Genomic DNA, 21,990 nt, shown 5'->3' on the forward strand with positions numbered 1-21,990 from the left:
CCGAAAGCCTTCAGGTCCCGCCGCAGGGGTGGACGCGATTTCCCTTGCCGCGGGGCTCGGGCAATGGCAGAGGGTCAATGCGTCCGGCGCGCCGCTTTACTTTCCCGTCGGGCCGCCGGACATTTAACGGGACGCACCGCGCCGGGGAACCGGCCGGTGCCGCCGCTCCGGACCGCCGGGCGGGAAAAGCACTCCAGGAACGGGTCATCCACGGTGAATAGCTGGCGACAGGTCCTGGCCGCCCTGGCCAATGAGAAACTCCGCATTGTGTTTGCCGAACTGGTGCTTGAGGACGCACGCCGACGCGGCGTCGTGGTGCCCGGTCCGAAGCGCACCAAAGCGCTGGACCAGCTCGCTGCCGCCGGACTGGCGGTCCGGGAGGACGGTTGGTCCCCCAATCCCTCGATCTTCCGGGTGCTCCTCGAGGCCTCGGGAGGCACCGGACGCAGGGAGGGAATCGAGCGTTTCCTCGTGGCCGGCCGGATCGACCAGTATCCGGCAAACAAGCGCCAGCGCCATGAGCTGCTGGGGTGGATTGCCGGAGAGGCGTTCACGCCCGGCGAGGAACTGTCGGAGAAGGAGGTCAACGAGCGCCTCGGGAGGTTCACCTCCGACCATGTGACGCTGCGCCGCTACCTGGTGGATGCCGAGCTCCTCGAAAGGACCCGGGCCGGCAGCGTCTACTCCCCTGTCACCGACGGCTCCGGCGAACGCTGAGACCGGCGGCCGGGCAGGTCCGGTCGGATGAGGACGGGCGCCGGCGGCGCGGCGGACCTAGACTTCCGTCCATGGACGAGGGAAAACCGCCGGGCGGACCGGGTGCGCCGGCACTCCTCCTGCTGCCCTTTGAGGGAAGGTGGCTGGCACGGAACAGTCCCGCACGGCGGGTGCCCAGCCACGGTACCGACCTGCTGGGCGGGCGGTACGCCATCGACTTCATCGGCGTCGACCCGCGCCACCGGACGGCGTACTCCAGCGACTGGCGGACCCTTGCTGGCACCGAACCCCCAGACCGGTTCGTCGCCTGGGGACAGCCCGTGCTCGCTCCGGGCTGCGGCGTCGTCGTCGGAGTCCACGACGGCGAACCGGACCACGCCGCCCGGCGCTCGCAGCTCACGCTCCTGCCCTATGCGCTGGGCCAGCCGGCGCGCCTGCGCGAGGGGGTGGCCGCGGTGGCGGGCAACCACGTCGTGATCCGCCTGAGGCACACACCGGCCTTCGTCGCCTTGGCGCATCTGCGGGCCGGATCCATCGACGTGGCCCCCGGCGAGGAGGTCACCGCGGGCCAACGCATCGCCGGGTGCGGGAATTCGGGCAACTCGACCCAGCCGCACGTCCACCTCCAGGTGATGGACGGCCCGGACGCCTCCACCGCCTGCGGTCTTCCGATGGCATTCGCCCGTTTCCGGGAATGGCCACGCCGACGGGGTTTCTCCCGCGTCCGGGATTCCGGCCTGCCGGAGGAAGGTGCCGTCGTCGAAGCACTGCCTCCGGACGGTGCTCGGAACTAGGAGCAGCCGCCCCAACTTGTCATACCTAGCACTGCTATGGTTCGATACCCTTTACTTCTAGGTATGGAGGCGCGATGCGCATCGATAAGGACCTGGTCGCCGCTTCGGCAACCCCACTGGTGCTGGGGATCCTGTCGGACGGTGACCTGTACGGGTACGCGATCCTGAAACGCGTTGGTGAGCTGTCCGGCGGGGGCATGCAGTGGACCGACGGGATGCTCTATCCCCTGCTGCACCGGCTCGAACGCCTCGGCTATGTTTCATCCTCGTGGGGCACCTCGGAGGCCGGACGCCGCCGCAAGCATTACGCCATCACCCCCGCGGGCCGGGAGGCGTTCGCCGACCGGCAGGAGCAGTGGACCGTCGTAGCGGAGGCCCTGCGCCAGGTCTGGCACACAGCGCAGCGCCCGCCCGCCGTCGCGCCGGGGTGGGCGTGATGGAGCACGCGGAGCTTGAAGCCCAGATCGACAGGTGGCGCGGCTACGTCCAGCGGCGCCAGGCCATCTCCCCCGCCGACGTCGATGAGCTGGAGGACCACCTGAGGGAACAGGTCGCCGACCGGCAGGCCACCGGGCTGGACGACGAGGAGGCCTTCTTGGTGGCCATCAAGCGCCTCGGCAACCTCGATGCCGTCTCCCGCGAATTCGCCCGCGAACACTCCGACCGGCTGTGGAAGCAGCTGGTCCTGATGCCCGAGGACCCGGCGGACGCCGGGGCAACACCGTGGCGCGAACTGGCCATCGTACTCGCGCTCGCCGTCGGCGCCGGCCTCGCCGTCAAGGCCGGCCTGACGTGGATCGAGGGCGGCGGAGTGCTGGCCCGGAACCTCGGGCTGCTCGTCCTGCCGTTCCTCACCGGATACTTCGCCTGGAAGCGGCGGTTGAGCGCCCGGGTGGTGCTGGGCATCCTCGTCCCCTTCGCCGTCCTGGCGGTCGCCCTCAACGCCTACCCGTTCACCTCCGGTGGCTCCACCGAACTGCTGGCCGTGCTTCACGCCCCGGTGGTGCTGTGGCTGCTGGCCGGAATCGCCTACGTCGGGGGCAGGTGGCGCTCGGATGGACGGCGCATGGACTTCGCCCGGTTCACCGGCGAACTCGTCATCTACTTCACCCTGCTGGCCCTTGGCGGGGCCGTCCTGACCGGGCTCACCTTCGCCGTCCTGCAGCTGGTCGGTGCCGACCTCGAACCGGTCCTTGAAAACTGGATCCTGCCGTTCGCCGTTCCCGGGGCGCTTGTCGTCGCGGCCTGGCTCGTGGAGGCCAAGCAGAACGTCGTCGAGAACATCGCCCCGGTCCTCACCCGGGTCTTCACCCCCCTGACGATCGCCATGCTGGTGGCGGTGCTGGCCGTGCTCGCCGCCGTCGGCGGGCTCGCGGAAGTCGACCGCGGTCTGCTGATCCTCATGGATGCGATCCTCGTGCTGGTGCTCTGCCTCCTCCTCTATGCGATATCGGCCCGCAACTCACTGGCGCACCCCGGCGTGTTCGACGTGCTGCAGCTGGTGCTTGTCGCCGCAGCCCTCGCCGTCGACGCCGTGATGCTGACGGCGATGCTGACGCGCATTGCGGAGTTCGGCTTCAGTCCCAACAAGATCGCGGCGCTCGGGCTGAACCTGCTGCTGCTGATCCATCTTGCCCGGACCGGATGGCTCACGGTCGGATTCCTGCGCGGACGCCGTCCGTTCACCGCCCTGGAGCGCTGGCAGACCCGGTACCTGCCGGTGTATGCCCTCTGGGCGGCCGTCGTGGTCCTGGCCTTTCCGCCACTCTTCGGCTTCATCTGAGCGGGTCAGCCAAGCGCTGCGGCGAGTTCCCGGCACGCGTTCTCGCACCGACGGCAGACCTCGGCGCAGATCCTGCAGTGTTCGTGCATTGAGGCGTGGGTTTCGCATTCCTCGGCGCACGCGCGGCATGCCGCCTCGCACGCGGCCAGGACCGCCCGGGTGAGGTTGGCGTCGTAGGCGGTGTGGCGGGACAGCACCTTGCCGGTCGCCAGGCACACGTCGGCACAGTCGAGGTCCGTTCGGATGCACTTGGTGAGGTGCGCCACGGAGTCCTCGCTCAGGCACGTGTCGGCGCACGCGGTACAGGTCTGGGCGCATTCGAAGCACGCCGTGATGCATTCGATGAGCCGGTCCCGGTCGATACCACCCAGGTCCTTGGGGTACGTCTCAAGCATTGCGGCAATGGTGCTCATGGGTCTGCTCCTTCTGCAGGGGTCCGGTGTGGAGCGGACGGCGAATCCGGTCGCCCGTGGCCACCACGGTAACCAGCGGCACCCTGCGCGGCCAGCAGATTTCGGAAACCGCGTGCGCGGGCAGGCGGACGGATTCCCGTACCCCATATCGCGGATCCGGGGACTTCGGGCCAGGCCCTCCCCGGCCGGCGCGCAAGCAACAAACGAGGGTACGCGCGGTGGGCGCGAGGACTAGGGTCGGTAGCGTCAGAGCCCCGGGCACACCCTCGAGGAGCCCTTACCGGGAAGGTGAGATCCATGGCTGAAGAGGCAGCATCGATCCGGGCCGCGGCGCTGCCGCTGTCCTCGGAGACCGACCTTGACCCGCTGCTGGAGCGCATCGGCGATGCCCGGTACGTCCTGATCGGCGAAGCCTCGCACGGAACGCACGACTTCTATGCCTGGCGGGCGGCGCTCTCCCGGCGCCTCGTCGAGGAGAAGGAATTTTCCTTCGTCGCAGTGGAGGGCGACTGGCCGGACTGTTACGCAGTCCACCGCTCCGCGACTTGTGCACCGGAGGCTCCGGAGGACCCGCGTGAGGCACTGCGGGGCTTCGACCGCTGGCCGACCTGGATGTGGGCCAACGACGATGTCGCGGGCTTCACCCGGTGGCTGCGGAATGGAAATGCGGCCCGCGAGGCGGATCGGAGGGTCGGCTTCTATTGTCTCGATGTGTACAGCCTGTGGGAGTCGCTGCGGGCAGCCCTTGAATACCTTGAGGAGCACCACCCGCAGCACGTCGAGAGTGCACTTGCGGCCTTCCGCTGTCTGGAGCCCTACGCCGAGGACCCCCGGTCCTATGCCCGGGCCATGCAGTGGGTGCCCGGTGGGTGTGAACCCGAGGTCCTGAGGCTCCTGGCTGAACTCCGGTCCTCCATCGCGGATGACGGCGGAGGTGACCGGTCCGGCCGCTTCAATGCCGAACAGAACGCCCGGTCCGCCGCGGGGGCGGAGGCCTACTACCGGGTGATGGTGAAGGGCAAACCCGATTCCTGGAATGTGCGGGACCGGCACATGGTGGAGACGCTCGAGGAACTGATGAAGCATCACGGTCCCGGTGCCAAGGCCATCGTGTGGGAGCACAACACCCATATCGGTGATGCCCGCTGGACGGACATGGCCGACGCAGGCATGGTCAACGTCGGTCAGCTGGTCCGCGAGGCCCATGAACCGGAAGAGGTGGTGCTCGTCGGTTTCGGCACCCATTCCGGAAGCGTGCTCGCCGCCTCACGGTGGGGCGCACCCGTCCGTTCAATGACCATGCCGGCGGCGCGGAGGGGAAGCGTCGAACGCCTCCTTCACAATGTCCTGGGAGCAGACAGTTCGGCCCTCTTCGTTTTCGATGGCGGGGAAGCCGAATGGGCAGCGGACTTCAGGTGCCACCGGGCCATCGGTGTGGTTTACCACCCCCATGCGGAGCGGTGGGGAAACTACGTGCCGACGGTGCTGAACCGGCGGTATGACGCCTTCCTGCGGATCGATGAGACGACGGCGCTGGCACCGCTGCAGGAACCCTCCGAGACGGGAGCGGACCGCGCCGGCGAGTTGGAAACCTGGCCCAGCGGCACCTAGTCGATACCCCCTGCCGGGGTGATACTGGGGCGGTCCGGCTGGCCCGAGCCGCCCATCCCGGGGCCACGGAATCAGTGGGCGGCGTGGAAGCGCCGGCGGCGGTACCGGGGCTCCTCGATCTCGTCGAGGACTGCCAGGGCGAGGTCGGCGGCTGAGATTGTCGATTTCCCCTCCGCATCGGCGAGCAGGATGTCGTCACTGAGACGGTAGCTGCCCTTTTCCTCCGCAGGGGCCCAGACGCCGAAGCTCACCGGGGGGCTGACGTAGAACCAGTCGACGTTTTCCGGCGAATTCTTGAGCATCTCAAGGAGCGAGATGCCGGTCTCCACCTCCAGGCGCACAGGCTCGGGCACCGTGCCGACATCATAGAGCCGGGGCCCCTCCGGTGCGACAAGGAGCGAGGAAGCACCCCCCATGACGCCGAGGCGGATCCCGGTCCCGGCCGTCAGGGCGATCAGGCGCTCCACCAGGCCTTCCTCCTTGCCCGCCATCTCTCCGCGGGGGGCCACGCTCTCGAAGACGATATCACTGCCGGCCACAACCGTTTCGAGGAAATCCGGGTCAAGCACCGATCCAGGAGTATAGGTGACCCCCGGAAGCGGGTCCGCCGGCCGGTTCCGGCTCACTACGACGACGTCATGGCCGCGCCGCTGCGCCTCCCTGGCGACGGCGCTTCCTGTGTAACCGGTTCCCCCAAGTACGGTGATGCGCGCCATCTGCTGCTCCCTCTCGTCGGTTGTCCGGGCTCCGGTGGTCCAGGGTTTCGGTGATTCCGGCTGCGGTAATCCCGGCTGCGGTGATCCCGGCTGCGGTGATCCCGGCTGCGTGGGCCAGCATGCCCGCACCAGGTTGCGGTGTCCAGACCTCGTGCTCTCGGACCCATCCTCCGCCGCCACCCGGGAGATCCCAAGCACCGCCCGCACCGCGGCGCACTGTTACGGGTGCGGACTCGCACAAGCGGGTGGGCGCAGGACCGCCTCAACCTCCCCGGCCGCCCCCCCCCCCCCCACCCCCGGATCGCGCCGCACCCAGCCCTCCCCGGCCATCCCCAAGACCGCACCGCACCCCGGGACAGCGCCGCAACCCGGATTGCGGCTCACCGTCCCCCTTAGCGGAGTACCGCTGCCGCCCCGCGGATGGCTGCCGCCACTTCGTCAAGCGCCGCCGAGCCGTGCCGCCATTGCTGCCAGTGCAGGGGAACGTCGACGAATGCCCCGGTGTCAAAGGCGGCAAGGGTCCGTCGGCGGGGGTCGCGGGCCAGCTCGGGTTCCGGCAGCAGCCCCCACCCCATGCCCAACGCAATGGCCTCCCCGAATTCGTGGGCGGCCGGAATGTAGTGGCGGGGCGGGCTGCCAGGCTGGACGCCCCGGTCCCGCAGGTACCGGTCCTGCAGATCGTCCTTCCGGTCGAAGACGACCACCGGGGCGCGGGCGAGCGCCCCGGGAGTCACTCCGTCCGCGAACCACTCGCGCCGAAACTCCGTGGTGCACACCGGCAGGTAGCGCATCACGCCCAGCGGCCGGGCCGTGCACCCCTGGATCGGCGCGCCCGTGGAGGTGATGGCGGCAGCGGCAGCACCGTTGCGCAGCAGTTCGAGCGAGTGCTCCTGGTCCTCGCGAAGCACCTCGAGCTGCAGCGTCCGCGCCAGCGGCGCCAGGGCCGGCAGGGCCCAGGTATTGAGCGAATCGGCGTTGATGACGATCGTGAGGCCGCGGCCCGCGGCCAGATCGTCCGATCCCAGCTCGGTGAGGACATCGGCGGAGAGCAGTTCGAGCTGTCGGGCAAAGCGCACGACGGCCTGGCCGGCGTCGGTCAGTTCGACGGGGCGGGTCCGCCGGAGCACCGGGCGCCCGACGGCGGTCTCCAGAGCCCGGATGCGCTGGCTCACCGCGGACGCGGTCACGGACAGGGCGGACGCGGCCGCCTCGAAGCTGCCGGTGGAGGTGATGGCGGCCAGCGTCCGCGCCTGATGGGGATCAATCTCCTTCATTAGACCTTCTTATCAGGCTTTAGGAAGATGAGCTGTTCTAATTTTGGTGCTGTGCCTACCGTGGGAGAGTGATCCTTCCTGTTGCTGCCGGCCTGACCGCCGGCCTCTCACTCATTATTGCCATCGGCGCCCAGAACGCCTTCGTCCTGCGGCAGGGGCTGCAACGCTCCCATGTCGCGCTGGTGGTCGCCGTCTGCGCCCTGTCGGACCTGGTCCTCATCGTGCTGGGGGTGGGCGGGCTGGGCGTGGCCATCGAGCGGGCCCCGCTGCTTCTCGAGGTCGTCCGGTGGGCCGGCGCTGCATTCCTGCTTGGCTACGCGGTCCTTGCCGCCGTCCGGGCCATCCGTGGCGAGCACCTTGACATCCCCGGTGCGCAGGAGAAGCGCACCTGGAAGGCTGCCCTGGGAACGTGCCTGGCGCTCACCTGGCTGAACCCGCACGTCTATCTGGATACGGTCCTGCTCCTAGGGTCGTTGGCGAGCTCTCACGGCGTGGACGGCCGTTGGTGGTTTGCCGCCGGTGCGGGTCTGGGCAGCATCGTGTGGTTCTCCGCCCTCGGCGTCGGCGCCCGGTTCCTCGCACCCGTCTTCCGCCGCCGCAGCGCCTGGCGCGTCCTTGACGGGGCGATCGCCGTCCTCATGGCGGCACTGGCAGTGTTCCTCGTCATCTAGGCCCTGCCCGGCGCGTGTGAGGGTCGCGCCGGCGGCTGCCGGAAACGACGAAGGACCGCCCCAGAGCCGGAGCGGTCCTTCGTATGCGCGGTGCCTTGCCGGTGACCGGCGCGGGCGCCCGCGCGCCTAGCGGGAGAGGGTTTCGAGTTCGGCGGCACGTACCGCCTTATGCTCCTCGATCCGTGCCTGCTGCACCGGAGTCTGCCGGTTGAAGTACCAGGCGACGCCGAGGATCAGGAACCAGACGGGCGCGACGACGAGGGCCAGCCGCGTGTCGGCCGCCTGAGCCAGGGCGACGAGCATGAAGCCGAAGAAGCCCAGCACGACGTAGGGCATGAACGCCGATCCCGGCATCTTGAAGGCCGATGCTTCGTGCAGCGCGGCGCGGCGGCGGCGGAACACGATGTAGCTGATCAGGATCATCGACCAGACGAACATGGTCAGCACCGAGGCCACCGAGGTGACGACGGTGAAGGCTTCGATCACCGAGTCGCCAGCGTAGAGCAGCACGAGTCCGGCCAGGAGGAAGATGCAGGAGAACAGCAGCGCGTTCTGGGGAACCTTGCGGGGGCTGAGCCGGCCGAAGGCCTTCGGAGCGTTGCCGTCCTGAGCGAGCCCGTAGACCATGCGCGAGGTGGAGTAGATTCCGGAGTTGGCGCTGGAGGCTGCTGAGGTCAGAACCACGAGGTTGATCACCACTGCGGCGATGCCGAGCCCGGCGAGGGAGAACATGCCGATGAACGGGCTGGTGGCCGGGTCAATGCTGCGCCAGGGGTTGACCGCCATGATGACGACGAGCGCACCGACGTAGAACAGGAGCACGCGCACCGGGATCGAGTTGATGGCCCGGGGCAGGTTCTTCTCGGGGTTCTTTGTCTCGGCGGCCGCGGTGCCTACGAGTTCAATGCCTGCGAAGGCGAAGATGGCGATCTGGAAGCCGAGCACGAAGCCGAAGATTCCGTGCGGGAACATGCCGCCGTCGTTCCAGATGTTGGCCAGGCTGGCCTCCTGGCCGCTGGGCGAGGTGAAGTGCGTCAGGATCATGATGGCGCCGGTGACGATGAGCGCGATGATTGCGACGACCTTGATGATGGCGAACCAGAATTCGGCCTCGCCGAACGCCTTCACTGTCGGGAGGTTCAGGAGCACCAGGACCACCGGGGTGATCAGGGCCGGGATCCACAGCGGCGTTCCGGGGGCGAGCTCGTCGACGTAGCTGGCGATTGCCACGATGTCCGCGACACCGGTGACCACCCAGAAGAACCAGTAGGACCAGCCGGTGAAGAACCCGGCCCAGGGGCCGAGCAGATCGCCGGCGAAGTCGCTGAAGGATTTGTAGCTGAGGTTGGACAGCAGGATCTCGCCCATGGCCCGCATGACGAAGAACAGCATGAAGCCGATGATCATGTAGACGAAGATGATCGAGGGACCGGCGAGCGAGATGGTCTTGCCCGACCCCATGAAAAGACCGGTGCCGATTGCCCCGCCGATGGCGAGCAGCTGGATGTGGCGGTTGCTCAGTGCCCGCGAGAGATGGGGTTGGGAGCTGCTTGAGCCCGCGGTGGCAGGCGCCGATAAGGGCGCAGCGTTGGTTGTGCGTTCAGGCATGAAGAGGTTTCCTTCCGCAGGCGGGCGGTGCGAGGCAGGCCGCACCGACTGCGTGATTGTGACGGACATGACAGACCTAAAACCCTGCATTCTGTCTGACCGAGAGTCAAATCAGACGCTGCCGGGGCTACGGCCCGCGGACCCGTGCGGAAGGTTACCCCTGCCGTTCGGCGCCGGCGTTCGTCTTCTTGTTGACGAACCAGGTGATAGCCCACAGCACCACGCCGATCGCCAGCAGTCCGCCGGCGATCTGGTACTGGATCACGTCCCGGCCGACCCAGGGTCCGGCGAGGAAGGCACACAGCACTGCCGCAATCAGGGGCAGCGGGCCCGGTGAGGTGAAGAATACCTTGCGGTTTGGGTCCCGCTTGCGGCGCAGGATGACGCAGGCGACGTTGACCACGGTGAACACGCACAGCAGCAGGAACGCGGTGGTTCCGGAAAGGTTGGCGACGACGTTGCTGTCCGGGTCGCTGGTGACGTACAGGATCAGCCCCAGGGCGAGAACCGTGGAGAACAGGATGCCGGCCCACGGCGTACGGCGTCCCGGGAGCACCTTGCCCAGGGGCCGCGGCAGGACGTTCTGGCGGGCCATGCCGTAGATGAGCCGGCTGGCCATCAGCATATTGATCAGGGCGGTGTTCGCCACGGCGAAGACGGCAAGGAAGGGGAAGATATTGTCGATCGGGAAGTCCGGGGAGCCTTTCTCCACCACCTCGAGAAGCGCGGCGCCTTCGGCCTCCCGGATCCCTTCGAGCTCCGTGGGGGTGAGTACAGTGACCACGGAGACCGCCACCAGCATGTAGAGGATCACCGCGATGCCCAGGCCCGTCAGCATGGTCCGCGGAAAGATCCGCTCCGGATCCTTGACCTCCTCGACCATGTTCACCGAATCCTCAAAGCCGACCATCGCAAAGAAGGCGATGGAGGTGGCTGCCGTGACCGCAAGGAACAGTCCCTTGTCCTCGTAGTCGTTGAAAACGGTGATCTGTTCGAGGTTCCCGCCGCCCCGGGCGATGACGAAGAAGCCAACCCCGATCACGATGCACAGGGCGGTCATCTCCACCACGGTGAGCACCACATTGAACTTGACGCTCTCCCCCACCCCGCGCAGGTTGATCAACGCGAGCAGCAGCATGAAGCCGATGGCGACCGCGGTGATGACACCTTGACCGGGCACGTCCATCCACCCGTTGATTTCGAGCCCGCCGAAGAAGTTCTGGGCGAGGACGTTCGCGGAGGTCGAGGCGCTGGTGATGCCTGAACAGACGACGGCGAAAGCGACGAGGAAGGTGATGAAGTGGATCCCGAACGCCTTATGGCAGTAGAGCGCCGCCCCCGCCGCCTGGGGGTACTGGGTGACCAGTTCGAGGTAGGAGAACGCGGTCATCGTCGCGACGACGAAGGCCAGGAGGAACGGAAGCCAGACGATGCCGCCGACCGTCCCGGCCATGGTGCCGGTGACGGCATAGACGCCGGCGCCCAGAATGTCTCCGACGATGAACAGGAGCAGGAGCTTTGGTCCGAGGACCCGCTTAAGCGCCGGTTCCTCCCCCTCGCGGGCCGGCTCGGTTACTGGTTCAGAAGTCGTGCTCATGGTGACCTCCCGTTGCTGGTGCGCACCCCCGAAGGGGAACAGCGGCCGGAGTCCGGACCCGGATAGAACCTACTTCACTCCTTCGCGGGCCCCTTGGCAACAGGTATTGGGCAACCGCGCTGATGGCGGGCGCGAGGCAGGACCACGGAAAGGCCCGGCATTGCGGGCCGGAGGACCGGCAGTGCGGCCCGCAAGGGAGTTCCCCCTGTCGCGCGGCGGCGCTCAGTGCCATTCTGGGGCTACCGGCCGCGTGCGGCGGCCCCGACGAGGAGGAGATGAACCATGTTCGCTGATACCAAGGCCTTCCCCGGTCTGGCGGTGCGCAGTCTTGAGGATGCCCGGCGGTTCTACGGTGACACCCTCGGGCTCAGGACGTCCGAGGAGCACGGCCTGATGTGGCTGCACCTCGCCGGAGGACGGGACACCCTCGTCTACGAGCAACCCGACTCCACTCCCGCGAGCTACACGGTCCTGAATTTCGAGGTGGACGACATCGACGCCGCCGTCAGCGCGCTCACCGAGCGCGGAGTGCGCCTTGAACGCTACGACGGCATGGAGCAGGACGACGCCGGCGTCCACCGCGGCGGAGGCCCCTTCATCGCCTGGTTCAAGGACCCGTCGGGAAACGTGCTGTCGGTGCTGCAGGAGCGGTAGCTCCGCCCCTCAGGCGGCGGGCCCACCGGTGGCTCGATTCCGGGTGAGCACGATGGGCTGGTCCTTCGTGACGGCGATGGTGTGTTCGGAGTGGGCACCGCGGCTGCCGTCGGCGCTGCGGAGTGTCCATCCATCGGGGTCGACGCGCAGCTTGTCGGTTCCGCGCATGAACCAGGGTTCGATGGCCAGCACCAGGCCCGGCTTGAGCGGGAAGCCCCGGCCCGGCCGGCCCGCGTTGGGTATGTGGGGGTCGCCGTGCATGGTCCGGCCGACACCGTGGCCGCCGAATTCAAGGTTGACCGACAGGCCCGCCTCCCGTGCGATGTTTCCGATCGCGTAGGAGATGTCCCCTGTCTTGTTACCGGGGACAGCGGCGGCGATCCCGGCCTCCAGCGCGCGCTCGGTAAGCTCGATCAGCTCGAGGTCATCGGCTCCGGCCGTGCCGACGACCATGCTCAGCGCGGAGTCGGCGACCCACCCGTCGACGGTGGCCGCGAAATCGAGGCTCAGCAGGTCCCCGTCCCGGAGGCGGTAGGAGTGGGGCTTGCCGTGGAGGACGGCGTCATTGACGGACGTGCACAGGACGTAGCCGAAGGGGCCGGTCCCGAAGGAGGGCGCGTAATCCAGGTAGCACGACTCGGCACCGCGCCGGCGGATCAGGTCATGCGCCAGCGCATCGAGTTCAAGCAGGTCGGTCCCCACTACGGCGGAGGACTTCAGGGTCTGCAGGGTCGACGAGACGAATTCCCCGGCGGCGGCCATTTCGGCCACTTCCTGGTCCGTGTGCAGTTCGATCAATGCGTCGGTGGTCCTTCGCTTCGGGGCTTGCGTTCCATGGGGCGTTCCCGGGGGTCAGGCGCCGGGCGGGCGGTACCGGACCTCCGCGGCCCGCTGCAGGGCCGTGAGGGTTTCATCGACCGTCATGAGGACCGTCGTATCCAGCGAACTGAGGGCGCCGCCTCCGCTGAGAGCCATGGCCACCGCGGCCATCGACACATTGTCCGGTGCCTCCCAGAGAGTGTAGCCGTCGTGCGAACCGAAGGCGTACCAGAAGCCGTGGAGGCTTCCTCCAACCGATTCGATGTAGGTCCGGGCGGCCTCCCGCCGGTCCTCCGGGTTGCCGATGAGCCGGGCCCAGGATTCGGGGGTATAGCTGAATTTCGACAGATAGAGCGGCATCCTCGGTTCCTCCCGTGCGCTGCTGGCGGCCGCGGTTCCCTCAAGAATGCCAGTCGGCCGCCCGACCGGCAATGGCCCGCCGGGCACAATGACAGTGGCAGCGGCAACGATGGTGAGGCTCAAACGCCCGGCCCGCAGATCTGCGGGCCGGGCGAAGTTTCTCCAGAAGGGACCGCTCACCATGATGGGAGCCCACCACGCAGCCTGCGGCGCAGCCGCCTGGGTCGCTGTCACCACCCGGATCGAGGTGGCCGGGCTGCTTCCCGTGCCGTCCGGATCCCTCAGCCTCGGGCTCGGCCTGCTCGACGTCAGCCCCATCGGCGTCGTCACGGGTGCCCTGGTGACCGCGGGGGCCGCGCTGCTGCCGGACGCGGACCACCGCAGCGCCACGATCGCCAATTCACTGCCCCCCGTGTCGAACCTGCTCTGCACCGGGATCGGCAGGATCGCCGGCGGGCACCGCCGCGGCACCCACTCCCTGATCGGCGTCCTGGCCTTTGTGGCCGTGGCCTGGCTGGCAGGCATGTGGACCGCGGAAACCGCAGCGTATGGAACCGTCTATCCTGGGGCGGGCCTACTGACCGTCCTGCTGGTCTCCTTCGCCGCCAAGGCGCTGAAGATCATCCCGGACACCATGCGCAAGTTCCCGTGGGCGGTGGGTCTGGCCGCCGGCGCCTTCGTCACCGCCTTCGCCCCCGAGGAGCAGTTCTGGTTCCCGATCGCCGTCGGGCTCGGCGTCGTGGTGCACATCGTCGGCGACATGATGACGACAGGTGGCTGCAACCTCCTCTACCCGCTTCGGATCCGACCGCCGCGGGTCGTGGCGGCGCTGCCGGTGGTGGGCTGGATGTGGAAGCGGAACGGCCATTTCGCCGTGCCCATCCTGGGCAACGCGGGATCCCTTCGGGAGTGGTGCCTGCTGGTGCCGGTCTCGCTGTATGCGGTGGGCGGTATCGGGGCAGCGCTGCTTCGGATCGATAACCCGGCACTGCAGGCGTTGGGTGTGATGGGCATATCGGCCTGGGGCGGATAGGAGCCTGACTGGCGCCCGCCGCGTCAGCGGGATCGGAGGTAGGAGCCGCGGGCTGGGGTATCGAGCTTTTCGATGGCCGCCCGTACTCCTGAGCGTGACATCGCACCTGCGTACCGGTCGAGGTGGGCCAGCAGCCTCGCCCGGTCGATGTCTCCGACATAACGGAGCATCCACCCAACCCCCTTTTGCACGAGCTCTTCGGGATCCCCGGCGAGAGCTGCGGCGATCCTCAGCGTGTCATCCACCTCCTTCCGCTTCAGGAACGCGGCCGTCGCGACGATGGCGCTGCGCCGTTCGGGCCAGAACCCGGATTCGGCCAGGCGGTCGAGCGGGGTCCTGGGCTTGTCGAGGAGCCACGTGCCGAGAACCTGGTGAGCGGCGAGGTCCACCAGGTCCCAGGTGTCGATGCGGTCGTGCCGCCGCAGGTACAGCTCATACAACTCCCTGTGGCGCCCGGGCTGGATCCTCCTGGCCGTGGCCGCCTTTCCCATGATCGAGCAGGCGCCCACGCGCACTTCGTGGGTGGGGCTTTCAAGCAGTGCCTCAAGCTCGGCCGCGGGCAGGTCGAGGGCAGTCTTGGCCAGGTTGAAGACGTCCCCCATCCGAACGCCGATGAAGGAGTCGTCCCCAGGGAAGAACCGCCGGTATTTGACCCGCTGGTCCTCGGTGGCGAGCGCACGGAGTGCGGCTTCGAAGTCGGCAGCAGTCCTCACTGGTCACGCCCTCCTCAATCCGCCGTTTTCCCGGATGATAGCCGTCCGGGCCGCGGTGGTGAAGGCAGCACTCGCCGCGGTGGTCGGGCAGCGCCTCAGGGCGTCCAGTGGAGGCAGCGCCCGGTGCGGTGGTGATGGCTGCACCCGTACCGGTGGAGGACGCCACCGGTACGGGGCGGCAGGGTCCCCGTACCGGTGGCGGCCTGCCTAACGGGTGGTTGCTGCGTCCGTCTTCAGCAGGTCACTCAGCAGGGCGGGCTTGTTCGTGATGATGCCGTCGACCCCGAGGGCGGTCAGGGCGCGCATGCGCTGCGGGTCATCGACGGTGTACGGCCAGGTTTCCATTCCGTACTGGTGGACCAGGTCAACGAAGCCGCCGGTGACCCGGGTATGGCTCGGATTGATTTGATCGGCCCAGGTGGACAGTTCGGCGTATTCGGCCGGTGCGGGAGGGCCACCCAGCAGTCCCGCCGGGACCTCGGGTGCGAGGGCGTTGAACTCCCTCATGAAATCCCAGTTGAACGACTGGACGACGAGGCGTCCGGCCCGCGCGTCGGCGTTCAGCCACCCCTTAGAGTCCAGATCGGCCGCGATGTCGGCGCCGATGCCCGGGTAGAGCTCGGGACTCTTGACCTCAAGCAGCAACCCTGCCCTGCCATGCAGGGTATCGAGGACCTGCTGCAGGGTCGGAACCTGTGTCCCTGCGAACCCCGGACCGAACCAGGATCCTGCATCGAGCGTCGAAATTTCAGCATAGGTGAAGTCGGCGACGCGGTAGGGGGCCCGGCCGGGGAACTTGGTCTCCACATCCGTGGTGCGGCCGAGGGTGGTGTCGTGGATGACGACGAGCTCGCCGTCGAGGGTGCGCTGGACATCGATCTCGACGAAGTCGGCCTTCACCGCCGCACCGAGGTCGACGGCGGGAAGCGTGTTCTCCGGGGCGTCTGCTGAGGCCCCGCGGTGGGCGATCACGGTGGTGCGGCCCTCTTTGACGGGTTCGGCGGCGGCTCCGCTGATACCTGCGGCGAGGGTCGCCAGGGTCATCACGCCGGTGAGGAGGGCGCGGAAGGGTTCCTTCCGCCGGGGTGTGCTTACTTTTGCGGTGGGATGCGTCACAGGCAATCTCCTTGGTCGACAAGCCGGTTCTCGTGGTAGTCAGCCGTAACGGCTGACCCACCAGACTCTCCCGGCTCCAGGTGGCCAGCCGGAGACGGGCGACCAACGCGTGGGTGAATCCGGGTGGACAAAGGAAATCCGATGGACAATAAGGACCACGGCGACAAAGGGTCCGGTGAAATGAAAACGACGGCGAGTGATGACGACGGCGCTGCCCTGCACCGGCGTCCCGCCCTCGCGGCGCAGTCGGACTCCCCGGCCGGACGTGCCGTGACGGTATCGCTGGCATCGGTTCCAGGGGGCACTCTTGAAATGCGCGATGCCCGGTCCGGCTCCTCCCGCACGGTCAACCTGGTTCCGTATTCGATCGGGAGGACACAGATCACGGAGGCCGACTGGGTGCAGGCCGGCGGTTCACCGGCTACCCCCGAACGGGTGGGACAGCTTCCCGCCCACCCGGTGACATGGTTCGACGCCGTCCGGTGGTGCAACAACCTGTCCTCGCTGGCCGGGATGCGCCCGGTCTACGCCATTTCTTCCCGGGAGGTCAGCTGGGACGTTGGCGCGGACGGCTACCGGCTCCCCACCGAGGCGGAATGGGAGTTCGCCTGCCGCGCGGGCACGCTGACCCCGACCTACGGGCCGCTCCCGGACATTGCGTGGACGGCTGCGGACCGGGTCGAGGCACCGCGTGAAGTCGCACTGAAGGCTCCGAACGCCTTTGGGCTGTTCGACATGATCGGCAATGTCTGGGAATGGTGCTGGGATTTTGCCGACACCGCGCGGTACGGCGACTACCGGACCCTGCGGGGAGGTGGGTGGGCCGATAAGGCGTGGAGCACCCGCGCATCGGTCCGCCGGGGCAGCGCCCCGGACGCGGTCCTTGAGGATGTTGGTTTCCGGGTGGCGCGGGGCGCGGTCGGTGAACCGGGTGCCCGCCAGGCCCAGGGCTGGTCGGCAGCCGCCGACCGGCGCCGCGCCGATATCACCGGCCCGCTCCCCGTTGGCTGGACCCCGCACCGGGGGTTACCGTGATCCCCGAACGGGAGAGCCATGAGATTTCTTGAAACCACCCACGCCGATCGACTCCTCGAACGCCCCTTCCGGCTCGGGGCGGTACCGGGCGTGATGTGGACCCGGGACCAGCCGGGCCAGCGGACGGCACTGGTGCTGCTGGCCCACGGCGGCGGCCAGCATAAGGGCGCACCGGCCGTGGCGGCCCGCGCCCGGCGGTACCTGAAGGAGCTGGATGCCGCCGTCGTCTCCATCGACGCCCCGGGCCATGGTGACCGGGATCGGGGCGGGCGCGACACGCTGTTCATCGAGCAGCTGGCGCAGGCCCGACGCGACGGTGCCCCGGTGGGCACCCTGATTGAGGAATACAACGCCGACGTCGCCGCCCAGGCCCTGCCCGAATTTTCCGAGGTGCTCACCGCCGTCCAGGCGCTCGACGAGATCAGCGCAGACGTCCGCATCGGGTTCTGGGGGCTGTCACTGGGGGCAGCGATCGGGTTTCCCTTCGTCGCAGGGGAACGGCGGATCACCGCTGCCGTCCTGGGACTCACCGCCAGCGATCAGCTGAGGGAGCAGGCCCGCCGCATCCGGGTGCCCGTCCAATTCCTGCTGCAATGGGATGACGAATTAGTGGACCGTGCAGCCGGCCTCGGGATGTATGACGCCCTCGCCTCCACCGAAAAGTCACTCCATGCAAACGCCGGCGGCCACACCGCCGTGCCGCGGTTCGAGCTCGAGTCCGAGGCACGGTTTTTCACCCGGCATCTTGCCGTGCCGGCCTAAGGGCTAGGCGTGGACGTCCCCATCGTCGGGTTGGGCGGCGTGCTGGCACGCCATCCGCGGGAACGTTCCGACGGAGGTCCAGGGAAGCCGGTGGGCCTTTTGGCCGTTGTTGCGGAGCGCCGACGCACCTAAGATGGGCAGAACGGTGAGCGACCCTCCCCGAACCTCGCCCCATCTGCAGGCCAGGAAGGCGTCTTGTGAACGCTTCACGAATTGTCGGAACTATCCTCACGGCGCTGCTCGCCGTAACCCTTGGACCCTGGCCGGCGGGCGGTGTGGAGCCCAGCGATCCGGCCCCTGCCGGGCCGGTCATTGTGATCCTCAACCAGAGCGTTGATGCCGACCAGGTCTCGGCGGAGCATGCGCAGGCTTCCGGAATCCAGCCCGACATTGTCTACAGCTCGGCCTTCCAGGGCTACTCGGCCGTGCTGTCCGAGGCCCAGGCCCTGCAGCTGCAGGCCGATCCCCGGGTCAGCGGAATTCTGCCGGACCGACCCGTTGCTGCTCCCCAGATCGGCGCCGTCGAGAATCCGCCGCAGCCGGCCCAGCTCGTGTCGAACGGCGTGAAACGGGTCGGGGCGCTGGGGAGCCCGACGGCGAAGATCGACGGCATCGACGAGCGGGTCGACGCCGACATTGCGGTCCTGGACACCGGTCTTCAGTCGGATCATCCCGACCTCAACGTTGTCGGTGGCGCTGATTGTGCGCCCGGGGACGGACACGAGGATGTCGTCGGCCACGGCACGATGGTCGGCGGTCTTGCCGCTGCCCTTGACAATGGGATCGGCCGGGTCGGTGCAGCACCCGGCGCGCGGCTGTGGGCGGTCCGGGTGGCCGACCCGCAGGGAATCATCACGGACTCAAGCCTCCTGTGCGGGCTGGACTGGGTCACCGCCAACGCCGCCACCGTCGACGTCGCCAACCTCAGCCTCGGCGGACCCCTCCGCGGATATGACATCGACTGCGCACCTCCGAACGAGAACCTGATTCTCGAGGCCGTCTGCGCAGCGACGACCGCCGGTGTCACGGTGGTTGCAGCGGCAGGGAACGAGGCCCGCGACGCGGGCTTCGTGGAACCCGCCGCCTTCTCATCTGTCATCAGCGTCTCCGCGATGTCCGATACCGACGGCCAGCCGGGCGGAACCGGGCCCGCCGACGCCTGCATACCCGGTGAGACGGACGACAGCCTTGCATCCTTCTCAAACTTCGGTCCATCGGTCGACATCACCGCACCGGGTACATGCCTGAGCTCCACCTATATTGGCAGCCAATACGCGGTGAGCAGCGGAACAAGTTTCTCCGCTCCCCTGGTCGCTGGCGGTGCCGCGCTGCTTCTCGCCAACAACCCGGGCGCTCCGCCCGAGCAGGTCCGGGGCGCGCTCGTCAGCTCCGGGGAGCCCGGGCCCCTCCTGAACGACCTCGATGGCTTCCCGGAGCCCATCCTCAACGTGTCGCGGTTCTAGGTGGAGGCCGGACCGCCGGACCGCCGCTCCGGCACCAGGATCGATCGGACCGTAACTTCAGGGCGGTGGGTCCTGCTCGGCATGCTGGCCCTAGCTGCCGGCGCGATGTCCGGTTGTGGCAGCCCGGCTACGCATGGATTGGACGATATCCAGTTCCGCAGCGTCTCCGGCACCGATCCCCTAGGTGACCTCCAGTGGATTGAGGACTACCCGATCCATTGGCGGATGACAAGCGCCGGAGGGGAGGGAACCGCCTCCATTCGGCCGCCGTGCAGCGGGATCCATGCTCCGGTCACAGTGACCGGGGACAAGGTGGTCATCGACACCCGAAGGATGTCGATAGAAGCACAGTACTGCGGGCCGCCGGTCGGCGACTACGACCTGTGGCTGCACCACCTCATCGAGCGGCCCCTGAGGTACAGCTGGGACGGACGGACCCTCATTCTGAATAATGACCGCGGCTCCTTGACATTCGAACGCGAAGAATAGCGTCGGGCCTCCGGCCGCGCGGCGGATGACCGCCTCCGGTCCTTGAAATGACACCGCATGGTGTCATACTGGTGTCATGAACCTTCTCCCCTATCTTGAGCGGCTCCGTGAACAGCTTCTCGTCGCAGCGGAGGCGGGGGGCGAGGATGCCCGGGATGTCGCAGAACGCCTGGTCACTCCGCTCGAATCCGCCGCTCGCCTCATGCTTCTCGATGCCCTGTCCAACGCGGCCAGCGAGATCACCGATGATCTGGCGCCGGGTTCGGTCGAGGTCCGCCTTCGGGGCGTCGATCCCGAATTTGTCGTCAGCCCGCCGGACGTACCTGCCGGTCCAGCAGTGGGAGTGGAGGCCGGCATCCCGGCCCTATCCGAGGAGGGCGGCTCCACCCGGACGACACTGCGGCTGCCCGACCACCTCAAGGCGAGGGTTGAGGCCGCGGCCGGCCGCGAGGGCCTGTCGGTCAACACCTGGCTGGTACGCGCGGTCGCCGCGTCACTCGACTCCGGCGCAGGACGGCCCGTTTCCAGGCCGATTCCCGGCACCCAAAGCCTTACAGGATGGGCACGCTCATGACGCTATTCGAAACCCCTGGACCTGTTGGGGTGCGCATCGACATTGGCGCCCGGGGTGACATCTGGGTCGGCGCCACCGACCGGGCGGAGGTGACCGTCGAGGTCCGCCCGCGGAACCCGTCAAGGTCCCTGGACGTCGACGCCGCCGAACAGACAACGGTGGAGTTCGTCGACGGCCGGCTGAGCGTGAAGTTGAAGCAATGGCGCCGCCACAGCTGGTTCAGCGACGGAGGCGCCGTCGTCGTCGCCGTCGAGGCCCCGATCGGCTCCTCACTGGAGGTGTCGTCAGGGATGGGGAGCCTCCGCGCGGACGGGGAGTTCGGCGACGTTTCGCTGTCCACCGGCGTGGGCGAGATCCGCGTCGGCACCTGCGCCGCTCTCAGGGCCAAGACCGGCATGGGCGATATAGCGGTCCTGCGCGCAGCCGGCCCAGCGGAACTGGCCAGCGGTACCGGCAGGATTCACGTTGACAGCCTTGACGGGTCCGGCAGCATTCGAAATTCAAACGGCGAAACCTTCGTCGGGGAGGTCACCGGAGACCTGCAGGTGAAGGCGGCGAATGGCGACATCCTGATTCACAGAGCCGGCGGAAATGTGAACGCCAGGGCCTCCAACGGTGCCGTGCGGATTCAGGAGGTGCACCGGGGAGTCATCACCGCGCACACCTCCGCCGGGTCGATTGACGTCGGCGTGCGGCCGGGCAGCGCGGTGTGGCTGGGACTGACCACGAAGTTCGGACAGGTCCGCAGCGGGCTCGACCGGGCCGACGCCCCCGACGACGGCCGCGCGACGGTCCAGGTACGCGCTGACTCCTCCTATGGGGATGTGACGGTTCACAGCAGCGCCGACTTCGGGGCCGGAATGCCCTAACCCCGGTCCGCCACGGGCGGAAACACCGTGTTGAAGAATTTCCAGCCGGATGTCGAATTTCCCCGCGCTGCTGCGTGGACGAGCGGTATCCTATGGACGAGCGGCGCATCGGCATCGAGACTCCACTTCCGTTCAGGATCCCCTGGCCTCACGGAGGATCCGGATCGCTTCCTCCACCTCCTCGACCCGCCCGTCCTGCGCCCCCGTTACCAGCCGGACCGTGCGTCGGAACCCCGCCTCATCACCCTCGCCTTTCCGGAAAGCGGGGAGGTGCACCAGCACCGCCGCCCGGCGCAGCCAGACACTCTCCGAGACTGCCCAGCGTTCGAGGACCGCCCGCGCTCTGAGAGCATCCTGCTCGTTGAGCCTGAGGAGAAGGGCTCCGACGACGTCGACCGCGATCGGATCGGCAAGGTCCTGCACGGCGGCCGAGCGCAGGAAACCTTCGACGCGGGTGAGGTCCGAAATGTGGAGCAGCTTGAGGTTCGACTGCAGAAGCACCACGGCCGCGAGCCGGCGCTCAAAAACGGGCCGGGCCCAAAGCTCGGACGCGAGGGCGGTGATGGCGTCGTGCTGGAGTTCCGGGTAGCGCCGGGAGGCATTGCGGATGGTGCCGCGGATGGCGCCCACGGACGCCCCGTAGAACTCGAGAGCGTCCCCCAGACGCCGTTCGTAGTCCTCCGCGCGTTCCTCGGTGCTTTCGTATTGGAGGGAGTCGTCGATGAAGTCGGCGGCGGCACTCATGCCCTTTACCCTAGGGCGGGTTCTGCCTTGGAGTGTAAGGGGGGTCGGTGGATTGCATCCGAAACCGGGGAAGTGCATGGTTTGCTCGACCCGGGCTGGAGTCCACTTGCCGTCACCCATCTGCCGATCTTCCAGCGAGCGGTTAGGCAGCACCGATCCGTCCACCACGTCATGC

The 21,990-nt window shown here is 68.0% G+C and carries 24 protein-coding genes; 14 read left to right on the forward strand and 10 right to left on the reverse strand.

Going from position 1 to position 21,990, the window contains the following annotated elements; genetic code table 11:
• Positions 1-213: 213 nt before the first annotated feature.
• The 4 genes from E2F48_RS14670 (at position 214) to E2F48_RS14685 (ending at position 3,294) form a co-directional block, all read left to right on the forward strand.
• Complete coding sequence (locus tag E2F48_RS14670; RefSeq protein ID WP_246019056.1) at positions 214-717, forward strand: DUF2087 domain-containing protein; 504 nt, start codon at positions 214-216, stop codon at positions 715-717.
• Positions 718-788: 71 nt separating this feature from the next.
• Positions 789-1,511, forward strand: coding sequence for a M23 family metallopeptidase (locus E2F48_RS14675; RefSeq protein ID WP_133404712.1), 723 nt, complete (start codon positions 789-791; stop codon positions 1,509-1,511).
• 74 nt (positions 1,512-1,585) lie between these two features.
• Positions 1,586-1,948, forward strand: coding sequence for a PadR family transcriptional regulator (locus E2F48_RS14680; RefSeq protein WP_133404713.1), 363 nt, complete (start codon positions 1,586-1,588; stop codon positions 1,946-1,948).
• Positions 1,948-3,294 carry a permease prefix domain 1-containing protein gene (locus E2F48_RS14685; protein WP_133404714.1) on the forward strand — a complete coding sequence of 449 codons (1,347 nt, stop codon included), beginning with the start codon at positions 1,948-1,950 and terminating at the stop codon, positions 3,292-3,294. The genes E2F48_RS14680 and E2F48_RS14685 overlap by 1 nt, the downstream gene beginning before the upstream one ends.
• A gap of 5 nt (positions 3,295-3,299) precedes the next feature.
• On the opposite strand, the gene E2F48_RS14690 is transcribed toward E2F48_RS14685, so the two are convergent.
• Positions 3,300-3,707: a four-helix bundle copper-binding protein gene (locus E2F48_RS14690; RefSeq protein ID WP_133404715.1), complete on the reverse strand. Its 408-nt coding sequence runs from the start codon at positions 3,705-3,707 to the stop codon at positions 3,300-3,302.
• A 297-nt stretch (positions 3,708-4,004) separates the two neighbouring features.
• Here E2F48_RS14690 and E2F48_RS14695 point away from each other — a divergent pair, with 297 nt between their 5' ends.
• On the forward strand, positions 4,005-5,318 hold the full coding sequence (locus E2F48_RS14695) for an erythromycin esterase family protein (protein WP_133404716.1): 1,314 nt from the start codon (positions 4,005-4,007) through the stop codon (positions 5,316-5,318).
• A 71-nt stretch (positions 5,319-5,389) separates the two neighbouring features.
• On the opposite strand, the gene E2F48_RS14700 is transcribed toward E2F48_RS14695, so the two are convergent.
• Together E2F48_RS14700 and E2F48_RS14705 are read right to left on the reverse strand one after the other, a co-directional pair.
• The gene (locus tag E2F48_RS14700; RefSeq protein ID WP_133404717.1) at positions 5,390-6,034 is read right to left on the reverse strand and encodes an NAD(P)-dependent oxidoreductase; all 645 of its coding nucleotides are present in this window, start codon (positions 6,032-6,034) and stop codon (positions 5,390-5,392) included.
• Positions 6,035-6,426: 392 nt separating this feature from the next.
• Positions 6,427-7,308 carry a LysR family transcriptional regulator ArgP gene (locus E2F48_RS14705; RefSeq protein WP_133404718.1) on the reverse strand — a complete coding sequence of 294 codons (882 nt, stop codon included), beginning with the start codon at positions 7,306-7,308 and terminating at the stop codon, positions 6,427-6,429.
• A 68-nt stretch (positions 7,309-7,376) separates the two neighbouring features.
• Between E2F48_RS14705 and E2F48_RS14710 the strand changes: the two genes are divergently transcribed.
• Entirely contained in the window at positions 7,377-7,979 is a 603-nt protein-coding gene (locus tag E2F48_RS14710; RefSeq protein ID WP_133404719.1) for a LysE/ArgO family amino acid transporter, read from the forward strand.
• A 126-nt stretch (positions 7,980-8,105) separates the two neighbouring features.
• Here E2F48_RS14710 and cycA read toward each other — a convergent pair whose 3' ends face one another.
• On the reverse strand, positions 8,106-9,587 hold the full coding sequence (cycA, locus tag E2F48_RS14715) for a D-serine/D-alanine/glycine transporter (protein ID WP_133404720.1): 1,482 nt from the start codon (positions 9,585-9,587) through the stop codon (positions 8,106-8,108).
• A gap of 154 nt (positions 9,588-9,741) precedes the next feature.
• On the reverse strand, positions 9,742-11,184 hold the full coding sequence (locus E2F48_RS14720; RefSeq protein ID WP_133404721.1) for an APC family permease: 1,443 nt from the start codon (positions 11,182-11,184) through the stop codon (positions 9,742-9,744).
• Between the two features lie 282 nt (positions 11,185-11,466).
• Here E2F48_RS14720 and E2F48_RS14725 point away from each other — a divergent pair, with 282 nt between their 5' ends.
• Positions 11,467-11,838, forward strand: coding sequence for a VOC family protein (locus E2F48_RS14725; protein ID WP_133404722.1), 372 nt, complete (start codon positions 11,467-11,469; stop codon positions 11,836-11,838).
• A 9-nt stretch (positions 11,839-11,847) separates the two neighbouring features.
• Here the strand turns inward: E2F48_RS14725 and map are convergent, their stop codons facing one another.
• Together map and E2F48_RS14735 are read right to left on the reverse strand one after the other, a co-directional pair.
• Positions 11,848-12,636 (reverse strand): type I methionyl aminopeptidase, encoded by a 789-nt coding sequence (map, locus tag E2F48_RS14730; protein ID WP_133404723.1) that lies wholly within the window; start codon positions 12,634-12,636, stop codon positions 11,848-11,850.
• Positions 12,637-12,690: 54 nt separating this feature from the next.
• A complete protein-coding gene (locus E2F48_RS14735; protein ID WP_133404724.1) occupies positions 12,691-13,017 on the reverse strand; it encodes a GYD domain-containing protein in 327 nt (108 codons plus the stop codon).
• Between the two features lie 88 nt (positions 13,018-13,105).
• Between E2F48_RS14735 and E2F48_RS14740 the strand changes: the two genes are divergently transcribed.
• Positions 13,106-14,050, forward strand: coding sequence for a metal-dependent hydrolase (locus E2F48_RS14740; protein ID WP_342772599.1), 945 nt, complete (start codon positions 13,106-13,108; stop codon positions 14,048-14,050).
• 23 nt (positions 14,051-14,073) lie between these two features.
• On the opposite strand, the gene E2F48_RS14745 is transcribed toward E2F48_RS14740, so the two are convergent.
• Together E2F48_RS14745 and E2F48_RS14750 are read right to left on the reverse strand one after the other, a co-directional pair.
• The gene (locus E2F48_RS14745) at positions 14,074-14,763 is read right to left on the reverse strand and encodes a DNA alkylation repair protein (protein ID WP_133404725.1); all 690 of its coding nucleotides are present in this window, start codon (positions 14,761-14,763) and stop codon (positions 14,074-14,076) included.
• Between the two features lie 207 nt (positions 14,764-14,970).
• Positions 14,971-15,879, reverse strand: a complete 909-nt coding sequence (locus E2F48_RS14750; RefSeq protein WP_246019057.1) for a glycerophosphodiester phosphodiesterase — start codon at positions 15,877-15,879, stop codon at positions 14,971-14,973.
• Positions 15,880-16,020: 141 nt separating this feature from the next.
• On the opposite strand from E2F48_RS14750, the gene E2F48_RS14755 reads away from it, so the two are divergent.
• The 6 genes from E2F48_RS14755 (at position 16,021) to E2F48_RS14780 (ending at position 21,071) form a co-directional block, all read left to right on the forward strand.
• Positions 16,021-16,914, forward strand: coding sequence for a formylglycine-generating enzyme family protein (locus E2F48_RS14755; protein WP_342772600.1), 894 nt, complete (start codon positions 16,021-16,023; stop codon positions 16,912-16,914).
• Between the two features lie 18 nt (positions 16,915-16,932).
• Positions 16,933-17,676, forward strand: a complete 744-nt coding sequence (locus E2F48_RS14760) for an alpha/beta fold hydrolase (RefSeq protein ID WP_133404726.1) — start codon at positions 16,933-16,935, stop codon at positions 17,674-17,676.
• Between the two features lie 197 nt (positions 17,677-17,873).
• Positions 17,874-19,139, forward strand: a complete 1,266-nt coding sequence (locus E2F48_RS14765) for a S8 family peptidase (RefSeq protein WP_133404727.1) — start codon at positions 17,874-17,876, stop codon at positions 19,137-19,139.
• 138 nt (positions 19,140-19,277) lie between these two features.
• Positions 19,278-19,628: an META domain-containing protein gene (locus E2F48_RS14770; RefSeq protein ID WP_133404728.1), complete on the forward strand. Its 351-nt coding sequence runs from the start codon at positions 19,278-19,280 to the stop codon at positions 19,626-19,628.
• Positions 19,629-19,704: 76 nt separating this feature from the next.
• Positions 19,705-20,202 carry a hypothetical protein gene (locus tag E2F48_RS14775; RefSeq protein ID WP_133404729.1) on the forward strand — a complete coding sequence of 166 codons (498 nt, stop codon included), beginning with the start codon at positions 19,705-19,707 and terminating at the stop codon, positions 20,200-20,202.
• Positions 20,199-21,071: a DUF4097 family beta strand repeat-containing protein gene (locus E2F48_RS14780; protein WP_133404730.1), complete on the forward strand. Its 873-nt coding sequence runs from the start codon at positions 20,199-20,201 to the stop codon at positions 21,069-21,071. The genes E2F48_RS14775 and E2F48_RS14780 overlap by 4 nt, the downstream gene beginning before the upstream one ends.
• 132 nt (positions 21,072-21,203) lie before the next feature.
• Here E2F48_RS14780 and E2F48_RS14785 read toward each other — a convergent pair whose 3' ends face one another.
• Positions 21,204-21,815 carry a DNA alkylation repair protein gene (locus E2F48_RS14785; protein WP_133404731.1) on the reverse strand — a complete coding sequence of 204 codons (612 nt, stop codon included), beginning with the start codon at positions 21,813-21,815 and terminating at the stop codon, positions 21,204-21,206.
• Positions 21,816-21,990 lie beyond the last annotated feature (175 nt).

Origin of the sequence: Arthrobacter crusticola, from assembly GCF_004357995.1 — a bacterium.
Classification (GTDB): Bacteria; Actinomycetota; Actinomycetes; order Actinomycetales; family Micrococcaceae; genus Arthrobacter_D; species Arthrobacter_D crusticola.

What these genes read in the sequence shown, in the direction of transcription:
- E2F48_RS14755 (WP_342772600.1), top strand. Translation starts at nt 16,021, where the DNA reads ATGGACAATAAGGACCACGGCGACAAAGGGTCCGGTGAAATGAAAACG.
- E2F48_RS14780 (WP_133404730.1), top strand. Translation starts at nt 20,199, where the DNA reads ATGACGCTATTCGAAACCCCTGGACCTGTTGGGGTGCGCATCGACATT.
- E2F48_RS14775 (WP_133404729.1), top strand. Translation starts at nt 19,705, where the DNA reads ATGAACCTTCTCCCCTATCTTGAGCGGCTCCGTGAACAGCTTCTCGTC.
- E2F48_RS14690 (WP_133404715.1), bottom strand. Translation starts at nt 3,707, where the DNA reads ATGAGCACCATTGCCGCAATGCTTGAGACGTACCCCAAGGACCTGGGT.
- E2F48_RS14685 (WP_133404714.1), top strand. Translation starts at nt 1,948, where the DNA reads ATGGAGCACGCGGAGCTTGAAGCCCAGATCGACAGGTGGCGCGGCTAC.
- E2F48_RS14735 (WP_133404724.1), bottom strand. Translation starts at nt 13,017, where the DNA reads ATGCCGCTCTATCTGTCGAAATTCAGCTATACCCCCGAATCCTGGGCC.
- E2F48_RS14680 (WP_133404713.1), top strand. Translation starts at nt 1,586, where the DNA reads ATGCGCATCGATAAGGACCTGGTCGCCGCTTCGGCAACCCCACTGGTG.
- E2F48_RS14725 (WP_133404722.1), top strand. Translation starts at nt 11,467, where the DNA reads ATGTTCGCTGATACCAAGGCCTTCCCCGGTCTGGCGGTGCGCAGTCTT.
- E2F48_RS14720 (WP_133404721.1), bottom strand. Translation starts at nt 11,184, where the DNA reads ATGAGCACGACTTCTGAACCAGTAACCGAGCCGGCCCGCGAGGGGGAG.
- E2F48_RS14760 (WP_133404726.1), top strand. Translation starts at nt 16,933, where the DNA reads ATGAGATTTCTTGAAACCACCCACGCCGATCGACTCCTCGAACGCCCC.
- E2F48_RS14740 (WP_342772599.1), top strand. Translation starts at nt 13,106, where the DNA reads ATGACAGTGGCAGCGGCAACGATGGTGAGGCTCAAACGCCCGGCCCGC.
- cycA (WP_133404720.1), bottom strand. Translation starts at nt 9,587, where the DNA reads ATGCCTGAACGCACAACCAACGCTGCGCCCTTATCGGCGCCTGCCACC.
- E2F48_RS14785 (WP_133404731.1), bottom strand. Translation starts at nt 21,815, where the DNA reads ATGAGTGCCGCCGCCGACTTCATCGACGACTCCCTCCAATACGAAAGC.
- E2F48_RS14700 (WP_133404717.1), bottom strand. Translation starts at nt 6,034, where the DNA reads ATGGCGCGCATCACCGTACTTGGGGGAACCGGTTACACAGGAAGCGCC.
- E2F48_RS14675 (WP_133404712.1), top strand. Translation starts at nt 789, where the DNA reads ATGGACGAGGGAAAACCGCCGGGCGGACCGGGTGCGCCGGCACTCCTC.
- E2F48_RS14705 (WP_133404718.1), bottom strand. Translation starts at nt 7,308, where the DNA reads ATGAAGGAGATTGATCCCCATCAGGCGCGGACGCTGGCCGCCATCACC.
- E2F48_RS14695 (WP_133404716.1), top strand. Translation starts at nt 4,005, where the DNA reads ATGGCTGAAGAGGCAGCATCGATCCGGGCCGCGGCGCTGCCGCTGTCC.